The organism is Azospira inquinata (genome assembly GCF_018905915.1).
Lineage (GTDB): Bacteria > Pseudomonadota > Gammaproteobacteria > Burkholderiales > Rhodocyclaceae > Azospira > Azospira inquinata.
The window spans coordinates 2,753,211-2,772,410 of sequence record NZ_CP064782.1; the positions used below are offsets into that span (position 1 = coordinate 2,753,211).

Annotated in this window: 1 protein-coding gene; it reads left to right on the forward strand. The window is 65.1% G+C overall.

Annotated features, from left to right (window positions below; all coding sequences use genetic code 11):
• Positions 1–104 precede the first annotated feature (104 nt).
• Positions 105–19,115 carry an Ig-like domain-containing protein gene (locus Azoinq_RS12610; protein WP_216128562.1) on the forward strand — a complete coding sequence of 6,337 codons (19,011 nt, stop codon included), beginning with the start codon at positions 105–107 and terminating at the stop codon, positions 19,113–19,115.
• The last annotated feature ends 85 nt before the right edge of the window (positions 19,116–19,200 follow it).

Genomic DNA, 19,200 nt, shown 5'->3' on the forward strand with positions numbered 1-19,200 from the left:
ATTGTGGTGATGCTATGAGCAAAAAAAATCCTGGAACCTCTTCTCGAACCCCGAAAAAAAATGGCAAGGGGAAGGTGGCGCAGCATGCCCAGCCACAGGATGAAGTGCTCGGTAATCCTGGGGACCCTAAACAGCCCAATAAAGACGATCAAGCCAATGCGGTAGATAACAGCCAGCCGAACGGCACCACTTCGTCCTCGGACGGGATGGGCGGTCAGGGGCTGGCGGGAGATTCCGTCAATCTGAATGATACGGAGGCCATGGCGTCTCCCGATGCCGCCGTCAGCTCCTATCTGAACGAGGGGGGCGACAACGGTACGCCAATTGCCGTTTTATCCAATGATGCAGCGGGGTATGCCGACCCTGACCTGATTTTGAACCAGGAAGCCCCGGCTTTCGGTTTCGTGGCTCCCTTGTCCCTCCTGGGTGGGGCTGCCGGAGCTGGCGCGGCCGCGGCCGCCGCTGCTTTGGCGTCAAACCAGGCACAACAAAACGGCAATGGACAGAATGGGGGCGGACAGAACGGTGGCAATGGGGGCGGGCAAGTTGCAACTCCGACCATCACCAGCCTGGAAGACAGCGTTGGGAGCGTCCAGGGTGCCGTTGCGCCTAATGGCGTGACGGACGACACCCACCCGATCCTGAACGGGACGGCTCCGGCCGGAACTACGATCCAGGTATACGACAACGGTAACCTGTTGGGCAGCACCACGGCGGACAGTACCGGTCACTGGGCCTACACCCCGACCACAAGCCTGGTGGACGGCCCCCACAGCTTCACGGTAACGGCGACCAACAGCGCGGGGACCGTAAGTCCCGCATCCAGCGCCTACGGGATTACGGTAGACACAGTGGCGCCGGCGGCGCCGGTGATCAGCAGCCTCAGTGACGACGTGGGGAGCGTACAAGGCACAGTAGCCAATGGCGGCCAAAGCGACGACCCGACCCCGAGCCTGACGGGTACCGCCGAAGCCGGCAGCACCGTGCAAATCTACGACGGTGCCGCCCTGCTAGGCAGCACCACGGCGGACAGTACGGGTCACTGGAGCTACACCCCGGCCACGGGCCTAACGGAAGGAGCCCACAGCTTCACGGCGGTGGCCACCGATCCCGCCGGGAACCGGAGCGGCGCCAGTAGCGCCTACGGCGTCACCCTGGACTACACGGCCCCGAGCGGCACCACGGGGGCCCTGGACCCGTCCTCGGATACCGGCACCCTGGGAGACAACCTGACGAGCGACACGACGCCGACCCTAACCGGGGCCGCGGAAGCGGGCGCCCAGGTCGAAGTTACGGTGAACGGTAAAACCTACAGCACCACGGCGGACAGCACAGGCCACTACAGCATCACGGTACCGAACAGCGATGCCCTGACGGACGGGAGCTACACCCCGAGCATCAAGGTGACAGACGCTGCCGGAAATAGCAGCACCACCGCTGGCACCCCCTTCACCATCGATCACACGGCGCCGACGGCGCCGGTGATCACCACGGTGACCGACAACGTGGGAGCCGTGACCGGTGCCCTGACGAACGGCGCCACCACGGACGATGCCACTCCCACGGTCCAAGGGACCGCCGAAGCAGGGAGCACGGTAGCCATCTACGACGGCGCCACCCTGCTGGGGAGCACCACCGCGGACAACAACGGTAACTGGACCTACACCCCGGCGACCCCGCTCCTGACGGGAAGCCATGGTCTGACGGCGGTCGCGGAAGACGCCGCGGGGAACCAGAGTGGGGTGAGCAACCGGTTCGACCTGACCCTGATCGGCAGCGGAGCGCCGGCCGCGCCGGCGATCCTGAACGTACTGGACGACGTAGGTCCGATCACGGGGAACGTGACCAAGGACAGCGGCGTGACCGATGACGCCCACCCGGAAATCAAAGGGACCGCGGAAGCGGGCGCCACGATCCAGGTGTACGACAACGGAACCCTGCTGGGGAGTACCACGGCGGACAGCACGGGCAACTGGAGCTACACCCCGACAACCGCCCTGACGGACGGCCCCCACGGCATCACGGCCACGGCGACCAACGGAGCGGGGAACACCAGCCCGAGCACGGGCGTGTACGGCTTTAGCGTGGATACCACCGCCCCGAGCGGCACCACGGGGGCCCTGGACCCGTCCTCCGACACCGGGACCCCGGGAGACAACCTGACGAGCGACACCACGCCGACGGTAACGGGCGCGGCGGAAGCCGGTGCTAAGGTCGAAGTCACGGTGAACGGCAAGACCTACAGCACCACGGCGGACAGCACGGGCCACTACAGCGTGACCGTGCCGAGCAGCGATGCCCTGACGGACGGGAGCTACACCCCGAGCATCAAGGTAACGGACGCTGCCGGGAACAGCAGCACCACCGCCGGCACCCCCTTCACCATCGATCACACGGCGCCAGCGGCCCCGGTGATCACCACGGTGACCGACAACGTAGGGGCCGTGACCGGCGCCCTGACGAACGGCGCCACCACGGACGACGCCACTCCCACGGTCCAAGGGACCGCCGAAGCAGGCAGCACGGTAGCCATCTACGACGGCGCCACCCTGCTGGGGAGCACCACCGCCGACAACAACGGTAACTGGACCTATACCCCGGCGACCCCGCTCCTGACGGGAAGCCATGGGCTGACGGCGGTGGCGGAAGACGCCGCGGGCAACCAGAGTGGGGTGAGCAACCGGTTCGACCTGACCCTGATCGGCAGCGGAGCGCCGGCAGCGCCGGCGATCCTGAACGTACTGGACGACGTGGGTCCGATCACGGGGAACGTGACCAAGGACAGCGGCGTTACGGATGACGCCCACCCGGAAATCAAAGGGACCGCGGAAGCGGGCGCCACGATCCAGGTATACGACAACGGAACCCTGCTGGGGAGTACCACGGCGGACAGCACGGGCAACTGGAGCTACACCCCGACAACCGCCCTGACGGACGGCCCCCACGGCATCACGGCCACGGCGACCAACGGAGCGGGGAACACCAGCCCGAGCACGGGGGTTTATGGCTTTAGTGTAGACACCACGGCCCCCAACGCCCCGGTAATCAAGAGCGTGACGGACGACGTGGGGGCTGTGCAAGGCACCCTGCACTCTGGTGCCACCACGGACGACGCCACCCCGACCCTCAACGGAACGGGAGAAGCGGGAGCCACGATCAAGCTCTACGACGGCAGCACCCTGCTGGGGAGCACCACGGTAGATAGCAACGGCAACTGGAGTTACACCCCCACGCAGCCTCTGACGGACGGCGCCCACAGTCTGAGCGCGACCCAGACGGACGTAGCCGGGAACACCAGCCCGAGCACGAATAACTTCCCCTTCACGGTGGACACCAGCAGCGTCAGCACCCCGACCATCATCACGGTGCAAGACAGCGAAGGGCCGATCCAAGGAGCCGTGCCCCAGAACGGAGTGACGGACGACGCCCACCCGACCCTGAACGGGACGGCGCCGGCGGGAACCAGGGTAAAGGTGTACGACAACGGCGTGGAGCTGGGGAGTGTGGTAGCAGATAGCCATGGCTACTGGGCCTACGTCCCGAGCGTGCTGACGGACGGTCCCCACAGCTTCACGGTAACGGCGACCAACAGCGCGGGGACCGTAAGTCCCTCATCCAGCGCCTACGGGATTACGGTAGACACGGTAGCGCCGGCGGCCCCGGTGATCAGCAGCCTCAGCGACGACGTGGGCAGTGTGCAAGGCACAGTAGCCAACGGGGGCCAAAGCGACGACCCCACCCCGAGCTTAAGCGGCACGGCGGAAGCGGGGGCCACAGTCCAGGTGTACGACAACGGCAGCCTGCTGGGCAGTACCGTCGCCACTAGCAGCGGCACCTGGAGCTACACCCCGGCCACAGGCCTAACGGAAGGGGCCCACAGCTTCACGGCGGTGGCCACGGACGTAGCGGGCAACCGGAGCGGAGCCAGTAGCGCCTACGGCGTCACCCTGGATTACACCGCCCCGAGCGGCACCACGGGTGCCCTGGACCCGTCCTCGGATACCGGCAAGCCGGGAGACAACCTGACGAGCGATACCACGCCGACGGTAACGGGCGCGGCGGAAGCGGGTGCTAAGGTCGAAGTCACGGTGAACGGCAAGACCTACAGCACCACGGCGGACAGCACGGGCCACTACCGCGTGACCGTGCCGAACAGCGACGCCCTAACGGACGGAAGCTACACCCCGAGCATCAAGGTGACGGACGCTGCCGGGAACAGCAGCACCACCGCCGGTACCCCCTTCACCATCGACAGCACCGCTCCGACGGGGACCACGGGCGCCCTGGCAGCGGTGGCCGGTAACGACACGGGCACCCTGGGAGACAACCTAACGAGCGACACGACGCCGACCCTAACGGGCGCGGCGGAAGCGGGCGCGCAGGTCGAAGTCACGGTGAACGGCAAGACCTACAGCACCACGGCGGACAGCACGGGCCACTACAGCATCACGGTACCGAACAGCGACGCCCTGACGGACGGGAGCTACACGCCGAGCATCAAGGTGACGGATGCGGCCGGAAATAGCAGCACCACCGCCGGCACCCCCTTCACCATTGATCACACGGCGCCAGCGGTCCCGGTGATCACCACGGTGACGGACGACGTGGGCGCCGTGCAAGGCACCCTGCACTCTGGTGCGACCACGGACGACGCCACCCCGACCCTCAACGGGACGGGAGAAGCGGGAGCCACGGTCAAGCTCTACGACGGCAGCACCCTGCTGGGGAGTACCACGGTAGACAGTAACGGTAACTGGACCTACACCCCCACCACCCCCCTGACGGACGGCGCCCACAGTCTGAGCGCGACCCAGACGGACGTAGCCGGGAACACCAGCCCGAGCACGAATAACTTCCCCTTCACGGTGGACACCAGCAGCGTCAGCACCCCGACCATCATCACGGTGCAAGACAGCGAAGGGCCGATCCAAGGAGCCGTGCCCCAGAATGGAGTGACGGACGACGCCCACCCGACCCTGAACGGGACGGCGCCGGCGGGAACCACAGTAAAGGTGTACGACAACGGCGTGGAGCTGGGGAGTGTGGTGGCGGATAGCCATGGCTACTGGGCCTACGTCCCGAGCGTGCTGGTGGACGGGACCCACAGCTTCACAGTGACGGCGACCAACAGCGCGGGGACCGTAAGTCCCGCATCCAGCGCCTACGGGATTACGGTAGACACAGTGGCGCCGGCGGCCCCGGTGATCAGCAGCCTCAGTGACGACGTGGGGAGCGTACAAGGCACAGTAGCCAACGGGGGCCAGAGCGACGACCCGACACCGAGCCTGACGGGTACCGCCGAAGCCGGCAGTACCGTGCAAATCTACGACGGTGCCGCTCTGCTGGGTAGCACCACGGCGGACAGTACGGGTCACTGGAGCTACACCCCGGCCACGGGGCTGACGGAAGGAGCCCACAGCTTCACGGCGGTGGCCACCGATCCCGCCGGGAACCGGAGCGGCGCCAGTAGCGCCTACGGCGTCACCCTGGACTACACGGCCCCGAGCGGCACCACGGGGGCCCTGGACCCGTCCTCGGATACCGGCACCCTGGGAGACAACCTGACGAGCGACACGACGCCGACCCTAACCGGGGCCGCGGAAGCGGGCGCCCAGGTCGAAGTTACGGTGAACGGTAAAACCTACAGCACCACGGCGGACAGCACAGGCCACTACAGCATCACGGTACCGAACAGCGATGCCCTGACGGACGGGAGCTACACCCCGAGCATCAAGGTGACAGACGCTGCCGGAAATAGCAGCACCACCGCTGGCACCCCCTTCACCATCGATCACACGGCGCCGACGGCCCCGGTGATCACCACGGTGACGGACAACGTAGGGGCCGTGACCGGCGCCCTGACGAACGGCGCCACCACGGACGATGCCACTCCCACGGTCCAAGGGACCGCCGAAGCAGGGAGCACGGTAGCCATCTACGACGGCGCCACCCTGCTGGGGAGCACCACCGCCGACAACAACGGTAACTGGACCTACACCCCGGCCACCCCGCTCCTGACGGGAAGCCATGGGCTGACGGCGGTGGCCGAAGACGGCGCGGGCAACCAGAGTGGGGTAAGCAACCGGTTCGACCTGACCCTGATCGGCAGCGGAGCGCCGGCAGCGCCGGCGATCCTGAACGTACTGGACGACGTGGGTCCGATCACGGGGAACGTGACCAAGGACAGCGGCGTGACCGATGACGCCCACCCGGAAATCAAAGGGACCGCGGAAGCGGGGGCCACGATCCAGGTGTACGACAACGGCAGCCTGCTGGGCAGTACCACGGCGGACAGCACGGGCAACTGGAGCTACACCCCGACGACCGCCCTGACGGACGGCCCCCACGGCATCACGGCCACGGCGACCAACGGAGCGGGGAATACCAGCCCGAGCACGGGCGTGTACGGCTTTAGCGTAGATACCACGGCGCCGAGCGGTACCACGGGGGCCCTGGACCCGTCCTCGGATACCGGCACCCTGGGAGACAACCTGACGAGCGACACGACGCCGACGGTAACGGGCGCGGCGGAAGCGGGCGCCCAGGTCGAAGTCACGGTGAACGGCAAGACCTACAGCACCACGGCAGACAGCACGGGCCACTACAGCGTGACCGTGCCGAGCAGCGACGCTTTGACGGACGGGAGCTACACCCCGAGCATCAAGGTGACGGATGCGGCCGGGAACAGCAGCACGACCCAAGGCACCCCCTTCACCATTGATCACACGGCGCCGACGGCCCCGGTGATCACCACGGTGACCGACAACGTAGGGGCCGTGACCGGCGCCCTGACGAACGGCGCCACCACGGACGACGCCACTCCCACGGTCCAAGGGACCGCCGAAGCAGGCAGCACGGTAGCCATCTACGACGGCGCCACCCTGCTGGGGAGCACCACCGCCGACAACAACGGTAACTGGACCTATACCCCGGCGACCCCGCTCCTGACGGGAAGCCATGGGCTGACGGCGGTGGCGGAAGACGCCGCGGGCAACCAGAGTGGGGTGAGCAACCGGTTCGACCTGACCCTGATCGGCAGCGGAGCGCCGGCAGCGCCGGCGATCCTGAACGTACTGGACGACGTGGGTCCGATCACGGGGAACGTGACCAAGGACAGCGGCGTTACGGATGACGCCCACCCGGAAATCAAAGGGACCGCGGAAGCGGGCGCCACGATCCAGGTATACGACAACGGAACCCTGCTGGGGAGTACCACGGCGGACAGCACGGGCAACTGGAGCTACACCCCGACAACCGCCCTGACGGACGGCCCCCACGGCATCACGGCCACGGCGACCAACGGAGCGGGGAACACCAGCCCGAGCACGGGGGTTTATGGCTTTAGTGTAGACACCACGGCCCCCAACGCCCCGGTAATCAAGAGCGTGACGGACGACGTGGGGGCTGTGCAAGGCACCCTGCACTCTGGTGCCACCACGGACGACGCCACCCCGACCCTCAACGGAACGGGAGAAGCGGGAGCCACGATCAAGCTCTACGACGGCAGCACCCTGCTGGGGAGTACCACGGTAGACAGTAACGGTAACTGGACCTACACCCCCACCACCCCCCTGACGGACGGCGCCCACAGTCTGAGCGCGACCCAGACGGACGTAGCCGGGAACACCAGCCCGAGCACGAATAACTTCCCCTTCACGGTGGACACCAGCAGCGTCAGCACCCCGACCATCATCACGGTGCAAGACAGCGAAGGGCCGATCCAAGGAGCCGTGCCCCAGAATGGAGTGACGGACGACGCCCACCCGACCCTGAACGGGACGGCGCCGGCGGGAACCACAGTAAAGGTGTACGACAACGGCGTGGAGCTGGGGAGTGTGGTGGCGGATAGCCATGGCTACTGGGCCTACGTCCCGAGCGTGCTGGTGGACGGGACCCACAGCTTCACAGTGACGGCGACCAACAGCGCGGGGACCGTAAGTCCCGCATCCAGCGCCTACGGGATTACGGTAGACACAGTGGCGCCGGCGGCCCCGGTGATCAGCAGCCTCAGTGACGACGTGGGGAGCGTACAAGGCACAGTAGCCAACGGGGGCCAGAGCGACGACCCGACACCGAGCCTGACGGGTACCGCCGAAGCCGGCAGTACCGTGCAAATCTACGACGGTGCCGCTCTGCTGGGTAGCACCACGGCGGACAGTACGGGTCACTGGAGCTACACCCCGGCCACGGGGCTGACGGAAGGAGCCCACAGCTTCACGGCGGTGGCCACCGATCCCGCCGGGAACCGGAGCGGCGCCAGTAGCGCCTACGGCGTCACCCTGGACTACACGGCCCCGAGCGGCACCACGGGGGCCCTGGACCCGTCCTCGGATACCGGCACCCTGGGAGACAACCTGACGAGCGACACGACGCCGACCCTAACCGGGGCCGCGGAAGCGGGCGCCCAGGTCGAAGTTACGGTGAACGGTAAAACCTACAGCACCACGGCGGACAGCACAGGCCACTACAGCATCACGGTACCGAACAGCGATGCCCTGACGGACGGGAGCTACACCCCGAGCATCAAGGTGACAGACGCTGCCGGAAATAGCAGCACCACCGCTGGCACCCCCTTCACCATCGATCACACGGCGCCGACGGCGCCGGTGATCACCACGGTGACCGACAACGTGGGAGCCGTGACCGGTGCCCTGACGAACGGCGCCACCACGGACGATGCCACTCCCACGGTCCAAGGGACCGCCGAAGCAGGGAGCACGGTAGCCATCTACGACGGCGCCACCCTGCTGGGGAGCACCACCGCGGACAACAACGGTAACTGGACCTACACCCCGGCGACCCCGCTCCTGACGGGAAGCCATGGTCTGACGGCGGTCGCGGAAGACGCCGCGGGGAACCAGAGTGGGGTGAGCAACCGGTTCGACCTGACCCTGATCGGCAGCGGAGCGCCGGCCGCGCCGGCGATCCTGAACGTACTGGACGACGTAGGTCCGATCACGGGGAACGTGACCAAAGACAGCGGCGTGACCGATGACGCCCACCCGGAAATCAAAGGGACCGCGGAAGCGGGCGCCACGATCCAGGTGTACGACAACGGAACCCTGCTGGGGAGTACCACGGCGGACAGCACGGGCAACTGGAGCTACACCCCGACGACCGCCCTGACGGACGGCCCCCACGGCATCACGGCCACGGCCACCAACGGAGCGGGGAACACCAGCCCGAGCACGGGGGTTTATGGCTTTAGTGTAGACACCACGGCCCCCAACGCCCCGGTAATCAAGAGCGTGACGGACGACGTGGGGGCTGTGCAAGGCACCCTGCACTCTGGTGCCACCACGGACGACGCCACCCCGACCCTCAACGGAACGGGAGAAGCGGGAGCCACGATCAAGCTCTACGACGGCAGCACCCTGCTGGGGAGCACCACGGTAGATAGCAACGGCAACTGGAGTTACACCCCCACGCAGCCTCTGACGGACGGCGCCCACAGTCTGAGCGCGACCCAGACGGACGTAGCCGGGAACACCAGCCCGAGCACGAATAACTTCCCCTTCACGGTGGACACCAGCAGCGTCAGCACCCCGACCATCATCACGGTGCAAGACAGCGAAGGGCCGATCCAAGGAGCCGTGCCCCAGAACGGAGTGACGGACGACGCCCACCCGACCCTGAACGGGACGGCGCCGGCGGGAACCAGGGTAAAGGTGTACGACAACGGCGTGGAGCTGGGGAGTGTGGTAGCAGATAGCCATGGCTACTGGGCCTACGTCCCGAGCGTGCTGACGGACGGTCCCCACAGCTTCACGGTAACGGCGACCAACAGCGCGGGGACCGTAAGTCCCTCATCCAGCGCCTACGGGATTACGGTAGACACGGTAGCGCCGGCGGCCCCGGTGATCAGCAGCCTCAGCGACGACGTGGGCAGTGTGCAAGGCACAGTAGCCAACGGGGGCCAAAGCGACGACCCCACCCCGAGCTTAAGCGGCACGGCGGAAGCGGGGGCCACAGTCCAGGTGTACGACAACGGCAGCCTGCTGGGCAGTACCGTCGCCACTAGCAGCGGCACCTGGAGCTACACCCCGGCCACAGGCCTAACGGAAGGGGCCCACAGCTTCACGGCGGTGGCCACGGACGTAGCGGGCAACCGGAGCGGAGCCAGTAGCGCCTACGGCGTCACCCTGGATTACACCGCCCCGAGCGGCACCACGGGTGCCCTGGACCCGTCCTCGGATACCGGCAAGCCGGGAGACAACCTGACGAGCGATACCACGCCGACGGTAACGGGCGCGGCGGAAGCGGGTGCTAAGGTCGAAGTCACGGTGAACGGCAAGACCTACAGCACCACGGCGGACAGCACGGGCCACTACCGCGTGACCGTGCCGAACAGCGACGCCCTAACGGACGGAAGCTACACCCCGAGCATCAAGGTGACGGACGCTGCCGGGAACAGCAGCACCACCGCCGGTACCCCCTTCACCATCGACAGCACCGCTCCGACGGGGACCACGGGCGCCCTGGCAGCGGTGGCCGGTAACGACACGGGCACCCTGGGAGACAACCTAACGAGCGACACGACGCCGACCCTAACGGGCGCGGCGGAAGCGGGCGCGCAGGTCGAAGTCACGGTGAACGGCAAGACCTACAGCACCACGGCGGACAGCACGGGCCACTACAGCATCACGGTACCGAACAGCGACGCCCTGACGGACGGGAGCTACACGCCGAGCATCAAGGTGACGGATGCGGCCGGAAATAGCAGCACCACCGCCGGCACCCCCTTCACCATTGATCACACGGCGCCAGCGGTCCCGGTGATCACCACGGTGACGGACGACGTGGGCGCCGTGCAAGGCACCCTGCACTCTGGTGCGACCACGGACGACGCCACCCCGACCCTCAACGGGACGGGAGAAGCGGGAGCCACGGTCAAGCTCTACGACGGCAGCACCCTGCTGGGGAGTACCACGGTAGACAGTAACGGTAACTGGACCTACACCCCCACCACCCCCCTGACGGACGGCGCCCACAGTCTGAGCGCGACCCAGACGGACGTAGCCGGGAACACCAGCCCGAGCACGAATAACTTCCCCTTCACGGTGGACACCAGCAGCGTCAGCACCCCGACCATCATCACGGTGCAAGACAGCGAAGGGCCGATCCAAGGAGCCGTGCCCCAGAATGGAGTGACGGACGACGCCCACCCGACCCTGAACGGGACGGCGCCGGCGGGAACCACAGTAAAGGTGTACGACAACGGCGTGGAGCTGGGGAGTGTGGTGGCGGATAGCCATGGCTACTGGGCCTACGTCCCGAGCGTGCTGGTGGACGGGACCCACAGCTTCACAGTGACGGCGACCAACAGCGCGGGGACCGTAAGTCCCGCATCCAGCGCCTACGGGATTACGGTAGACACAGTGGCGCCGGCGGCCCCGGTGATCAGCAGCCTCAGTGACGACGTGGGGAGCGTACAAGGCACAGTAGCCAACGGGGGCCAGAGCGACGACCCGACACCGAGCCTGACGGGTACCGCCGAAGCCGGCAGTACCGTGCAAATCTACGACGGTGCCGCTCTGCTGGGTAGCACCACGGCGGACAGTACGGGTCACTGGAGCTACACCCCGGCCACGGGGCTGACGGAAGGAGCCCACAGCTTCACGGCGGTGGCCACCGATCCCGCCGGGAACCGGAGCGGCGCCAGTAGCGCCTACGGCGTCACCCTGGACTACACGGCCCCGAGCGGCACCACGGGGGCCCTGGACCCGTCCTCGGATACCGGCACCCTGGGAGACAACCTGACGAGCGACACGACGCCGACCCTAACCGGGGCCGCGGAAGCGGGCGCCCAGGTCGAAGTTACGGTGAACGGTAAAACCTACAGCACCACGGCGGACAGCACAGGCCACTACAGCATCACGGTACCGAACAGCGATGCCCTGACGGACGGGAGCTACACCCCGAGCATCAAGGTGACAGACGCTGCCGGAAATAGCAGCACCACCGCTGGCACCCCCTTCACCATCGATCACACGGCGCCGACGGCGCCGGTGATCACCACGGTGACCGACAACGTGGGAGCCGTGACCGGTGCCCTGACGAACGGCGCCACCACGGACGATGCCACTCCCACGGTCCAAGGGACCGCCGAAGCAGGGAGCACGGTAGCCATCTACGACGGCGCCACCCTGCTGGGGAGCACCACCGCGGACAACAACGGTAACTGGACCTACACCCCGGCGACCCCGCTCCTGACGGGAAGCCATGGTCTGACGGCGGTCGCGGAAGACGCCGCGGGGAACCAGAGTGGGGTGAGCAACCGGTTCGACCTGACCCTGATCGGCAGCGGAGCGCCGGCCGCGCCGGCGATCCTGAACGTACTGGACGACGTAGGTCCGATCACGGGGAACGTGACCAAAGACAGCGGCGTGACCGATGACGCCCACCCGGAAATCAAAGGGACCGCGGAAGCGGGCGCCACGATCCAGGTGTACGACAACGGAACCCTGCTGGGGAGTACCACGGCGGACAGCACGGGCAACTGGAGCTACACCCCGACGACCGCCCTGACGGACGGCCCCCACGGCATCACGGCCACGGCCACCAACGGAGCGGGGAACACCAGCCCGAGCACGGGGGTTTATGGCTTTAGTGTAGACACCACGGCCCCCAACGCCCCGGTAATCAAGAGCGTGACGGACGACGTGGGGGCTGTGCAAGGCACCCTGCACTCTGGTGCCACCACGGACGACGCCACCCCGACCCTCAACGGAACGGGAGAAGCGGGAGCCACGATCAAGCTCTACGACGGCAGCACCCTGCTGGGGAGCACCACGGTAGATAGCAACGGCAACTGGAGTTACACCCCCACGCAGCCTCTGACGGACGGCGCCCACAGTCTGAGCGCGACCCAGACGGACGTAGCCGGGAACACCAGCCCGAGCACGAATAACTTCCCCTTCACGGTGGACACCAGCAGCGTCAGCACCCCGACCATCATCACGGTGCAAGACAGCGAAGGGCCGATCCAAGGAGCCGTGCCCCAGAACGGAGTGACGGACGACGCCCACCCGACCCTGAACGGGACGGCGCCGGCGGGAACCAGGGTAAAGGTGTACGACAACGGCGTGGAGCTGGGGAGTGTGGTAGCAGATAGCCATGGCTACTGGGCCTACGTCCCGAGCGTGCTGACGGACGGTCCCCACAGCTTCACGGTAACGGCGACCAACAGCGCGGGGACCGTAAGTCCCTCATCCAGCGCCTACGGGATTACGGTAGACACGGTAGCGCCGGCGGCCCCGGTGATCAGCAGCCTCAGCGACGACGTGGGCAGTGTGCAAGGCACAGTAGCCAACGGGGGCCAAAGCGACGACCCCACCCCGAGCTTAAGCGGCACGGCGGAAGCGGGGGCCACAGTCCAGGTGTACGACAACGGCAGCCTGCTGGGCAGTACCGTCGCCACTAGCAGCGGCACCTGGAGCTACACCCCGGCCACAGGCCTAACGGAAGGGGCCCACAGCTTCACGGCGGTGGCCACGGACGTAGCGGGCAACCGGAGCGGAGCCAGTAGCGCCTACGGCGTCACCCTGGATTACACCGCCCCGAGCGGCACCACGGGTGCCCTGGACCCGTCCTCGGATACCGGCAAGCCGGGAGACAACCTGACGAGCGATACCACGCCGACGGTAACGGGCGCGGCGGAAGCGGGTGCTAAGGTCGAAGTCACGGTGAACGGCAAGACCTACAGCACCACGGCAGACAGCACGGGCCACTACAGCGTGACCGTGCCGAACAGCGACGCCCTAACGGACGGAAGCTACACCCCGAGCATCAAGGTGACGGACGCTGCCGGGAACAGCAGCACCACCGCCGGTACCCCCTTCACCATTGATCACACGGCGCCTACTGCCCCGGCAATTACCACGGTCAGCGACAATGTGGGCAGCGTACAAGGGACGGTAGCCAACGGCGGCCAGAGCGACGACCCGACACCGAGCCTGACGGGTACCGCCGAAGCCGGCAGCACCGTGCAAATCTACGACGGTGCTGCCCTGCTAGGCAGCACCACAGCGGACAGTACGGGCCACTGGAGTTACACCCCGGCCACGGGCCTAACGGAAGGAGCCCACAGCTTCACCGCGGTGGCCACCGATCCCGCCGGCAACCGGAGCGGAGCCAGCAGCGCCTACGGCGTCACCCTGGACTACACCGCCCCGAGCGGCACCACGGGTGCCCTGGACCCGTCCTCGGATACCGGCAAGCCGGGAGACAACCTGACGAGCGACACGACGCCGACCCTAACGGGCGCGGCGGAAGCGGGCGCCCAGGTCGAAGTCACGGTCAACGGTAAAACCTACAGCACCACGGCAGACAGCACGGGCCACTACAGCGTGACCGTGCCGAACAGCGACGCCCTAACGGACGGGAGCTACACGCCGAGCATCAAGGTGACGGATGCGGCCGGGAACAGCAGCACCACCGCCGGCACCGCCTTCACTATCGACAGCACGGCGCCAGCGGCGCCGGTGATCACCACGGTGAAAGACGACGTCGGCGCTGTCCAAGGGACCCTGCACTCTGGTGCTATTACGGACGATGCCACCCCGACCCTCAACGGGACGGGAGAAGCGGGAGCCACGGTTAAGCTCTACGACGGCAGCACCCTGCTGGGGAGCACCACGGTAGACAGCAACGGCAACTGGACCTACACCCCCACTACCCATTTGGCGGACGGTACCCACAGTATCAGCGCCACCCAGACGGATGGGGCGGGGAACACCAGCCCGAGCACGAATAACTTCCCCTTCACGGTGGACACCAGCGCGGTGGGCCTGCCGGCCATCACCAGCCTGCAGGACGATGTCGGCAGCGTCCAAGGAGCGGTAGCGACCAACGGGGTGACGGACGACACCCAGCCGACCTTAAGCGGGACGGCCCCGAAGGGGACCACGATCCAGGTGTACGACAACGGCTACGCCCTGGGCACCACCACGGTGGACAGTACCGGCCATTGGACCTACACCCCGACCACCAGCCTGGCGGACGGCCGGCACACCTTCACGGTGACGGCCACCAACGGCGCCGGGACGGTCAGTGCCGGGTCGGCGGCCTACGCCGTCACGGTGGACACCACGGCCCCGGCGGCCCCGGCAATTACCACGGTCAGCGACAACGTGGGCAGCGTGCAGGGCACGGTAGCCAACGGGGGCCAAAGCGACGATCCCACCCCGAGCCTGAGCGGCACGGCGGAAGCGGGCAGTACGGTCCAGATCTACGACGGTGCCACCCTGCTGGGCAGTACCGTAGCCAGCAGCAGCGGCACCTGGAGCTACACCCCGGCCACGGGGCTGACGGAAGGGGCCCATAGCTTCACCGCGGTGGCCACCGATCCTGCCGGGAACCGGAGCGGAGCCAGCAGCGCCTATGGCGTTACCCTGGACTACACCGCACCGAGTGGCACCACGGGGGCCCTGGAACCGTCCTCGGACACGGGCAAGCCGGGAGACAACCTGACGAGCGATACCACGCCGACGGTAACGGGCGCGGCGGAAGCGGGTGCTAAGGTCGAAGTCACGGTGAACGGCAAGACCTACAGCACCACGGCGGACAGCACGGGCCACTACCGCGTGACCGTGCCGAACAGCGACGCCCTGACGGACGGGAGCTACACCCCGAGTATCAAGGTGACGGATGCGGCCGGGAACAGCAGCACGACCCAAGGTACCGCCTTCACCATCGACAGCACCGCTCCGACAGGGACCACGGGCGCCCTGGCGGCGGTGGCCGGTAACGACACGGGCACCCTGGGCGACAACCTGACGAGCGACACGACGCCGACGGTAACGGGCGCGGCGGAAGCCGGAGCTAAGGTAGAAGTCACCATTAACGGTAAAACCTACAGCACCACGGCGGATAGCACGGGCCACTACAGCGTGACCGTGCCGAGCAGCGATGCCCTGACGGACGGGAGCTACACGCCGAGCATCAAGGTGACGGATGCGGCCGGGAACAGCAGCACGACCCAAGGTACCGCCTTCACCATCGACAGCACCGCTCCGACAGGGACCACCGGCGCCCTGGCGGCGGTGGCCGGTAACGACACGGGCACCCTGGGAGACAATCTAACGAGCGACACGACGCCGACGGTAACGGGCGCGGCGGAAGCGGGTGCTAAGGTCGAAGTCACGGTGAACGGCAAGACCTACAGCACCACGGCGGACAGCACGGGCCACTACCGCGTGACCGTGCCGAACAGCGACGCCCTGACGGACGGGAGCTACACCCCGAGTATCAAGGTGACGGATGCGGCCGGGAACAGCAGCACGACCGCGGGCACCCCCTTCACCATCGATCACACGGCGCCGTCCGCTCCAGTGATCACCGCGGTGATGGACAACGTGGGTTCGATCCAGGGGGCGTTGACCAATGGTGGTCAAAGCGACGATTCAACCCCAAGTTTGAGCGGTACGGCGGAAAAAGGGAGCACCGTCCAGATTTACGACGGCAATACCCTGCTGGGCACGACTACGGCGGACAGTAGCGGGAACTGGAGCTACACCCCGGGTACCGGCCTAGCGGAAGGGGCTCACAGCTTTACGGCGGTAGCCACCGATCCTGCTGGCAATCGGAGCAGCTCCAGCTCAGCGTTTAACGTTACCCTGGATTACACCGCGCCAGCCGCTCCGGTGATCAGCTCTATCCTGGATAACGTGGGAGCCCAGACAGGAAATCTGGCCAGTGGTGCCATGGCGGATGATCCCACCCCAACCTTGCAGGGCACCGCCGAAGCCAATAGCGCCATTACCATTTACGACGGCAATACGATCATTGGCCAGACCGTCACGAATGGGGCTGGAAATTGGACCTTTACCCCCACGGTCACCGGATTTAGTCATCAGTTTTCCGTGACGGCGACGGATACGGCCGGGAATGTGAGCGGCCATAGCGCTAATTTTGTTTATAACTACAACAACCCGCCCGTGGCGATTGCAGATCAGGCCACAATTACTATCCCGACCCAGGCGGTGTTTTATTATTCCTACGGCAATACCCTGGGGTATTTCGATCCTGCCACGGGGGCAAGAACCATCATTAACGGTAATACCGGACATGCTTTGAACGGTCTTGCTGTGGCATCGGATGGAACTTTGTATGCCACTTCGGGGACGGAAGCCGGAAATCTTTATAAGATTAATACTTCCACCGGTGCGGCGACCCTGGTCAGTCATTACAATGCCGGGGGGCAGGGGCTTTATAGCCTGTGCGCTGACGGAAACGGCATGCTCTATGGTACCGGATCAGATGGACGGCTTTATTCCATTAATCCCCTTACCGGTGCTACCACCCAGGTGGGAACTTTTGGAAGTTATTCCACGGCGGGGGATTTGCTTTACTCCAATAACGCCATTTACATGTCCACGATTGATAACAAATTGGTGGAATACGATTTATCGACCAATACGGTTTCAGTCATTATTTCCGCTCTGCCCGCCCGCCTTAATGGGTTGGGGCGTTACGGGGATGGGACGGTTTATGGCATCACGGATGCGGGTGGTGTCTATACCATTGACCTCACCAACGGCGTTGCGACCAATACGGGCATAACCATTACGGGTAGCCCTGCTGTATCTGACGCGGCGTCTACCGTGACGGACGGTGTTACTGCGACGATCAACGGGGATGTAACGCCGGGGACGGCGGATCAGGATTACGATCCGGATGGAAATGCCATTTCCGTCACCGGGGTGGTGGCCGGTAATTCCGCAGCCGCAGCTGGTGGCCTGAATACCGTTATCCATGGGGTTTACGGTAATTTGGTTATGCAGGCCGACGGTACCTATAAATACACCGTAGATGGCACCCTGGCGACTACCCAGGCTCTGGAAAAAGCCAGTAATGGGGTACATACCCCCCAGGCCTATTACGTGGATGCTGGTGGGAATATCGGTATTCTGGACCCCACCACCGGTGCCAGCCATGTGCTTGGTTATAGTGGTGTGGGTGCCCTCTACGATATTGCAACAACGCCGGACGGTAAGTTGTATGGCATTACCAATGGGGATATTTTATACAGCATTGATACGACGACTGGTGCCGCGACAAAAATAGGCAGTTCCGGTATTGCGGGATTTGCTTCTTATGGCCTTGTTTCCGATAGTAATGGCCTGCTCTATGATTTTGGTACCAACGGCGCTATTTATACGGTAGATAAAGCTACCGGTAAGGCGACTTATTTGGATCGCTTTAATGTTAATAATACCGGCTGGGCAGATGATGGTATCTATTACAACAATGCCTTGTATGCGGTGACCACCAGTGGCCAATTGGTGAAATATGATTTGAGTACCCATGCCACCACCGTGGTGATGTCCGGTTTGCCTGGCAATATGTATGGCATGGAAGTGGGGGGGAACGGCATCATTTATGGTTTCAGAGGCGATGGGGAGATTTATACCTATGACCTCAACGCGGGAACCTATACGGATACCGGCCTAACCATCGGGCATTCCATCTATGGCACCGCCTCCGCGGCCGTTACTGTCGATGCTTCCTCCCTCTTCGGTCAGGATGTCTTTACCTACACCATTACGGATGAGCACGGGCAAACCAGTACGACTACCCTAACCATCAATGTTACCGATTCCCTGAATACCGTTACCGGTGGGACGGGCAATGACGTAATCCACAACATTGGTGGCGGCCAGTTTGATCAGGCGTACGGCCAGGCGGGGGATGACACCATCGGTATTGCCAGCAGCCAATTTGCCACGGTTTCCGGCGGAACCGGTACGGATACCCTGGCCTTTGAAAGCGGCAATATTTCCCTGAATCTGGCTAATGTGGGCAGTAAGGTCCAAGGCTTTGAGGTCTTTGACCTGGGCAGTAATGCCTCCACCACCGCCCATAATTCCCTGAGCCTCCGTGCGGCGGATGTGTTGACCCAGCTGTCCGGGGATGGGGCCAGTATTCACCTGGAAGTGAAGGGGGAATCCACCGATACGGTCCATTTGCTGGCCACTACCAGCAGCTCCAGTTGGGCCCAGACCGGCACCCAGACTGCGGGGGGAATCACCTATAACGTCTATCACGACGCCAGCTTCAACAATACGGCGGCAGACGTTTGGGTACAGCAGGGAATCGCCGTTACCTATGGTTGAAATCGTTATATGATGGGGAAAAGAGGGTAAGCTGGCTTGCCCTCTTTTTTTTCGGCAAAAGGGGATGAAATACCATAAATGGGGG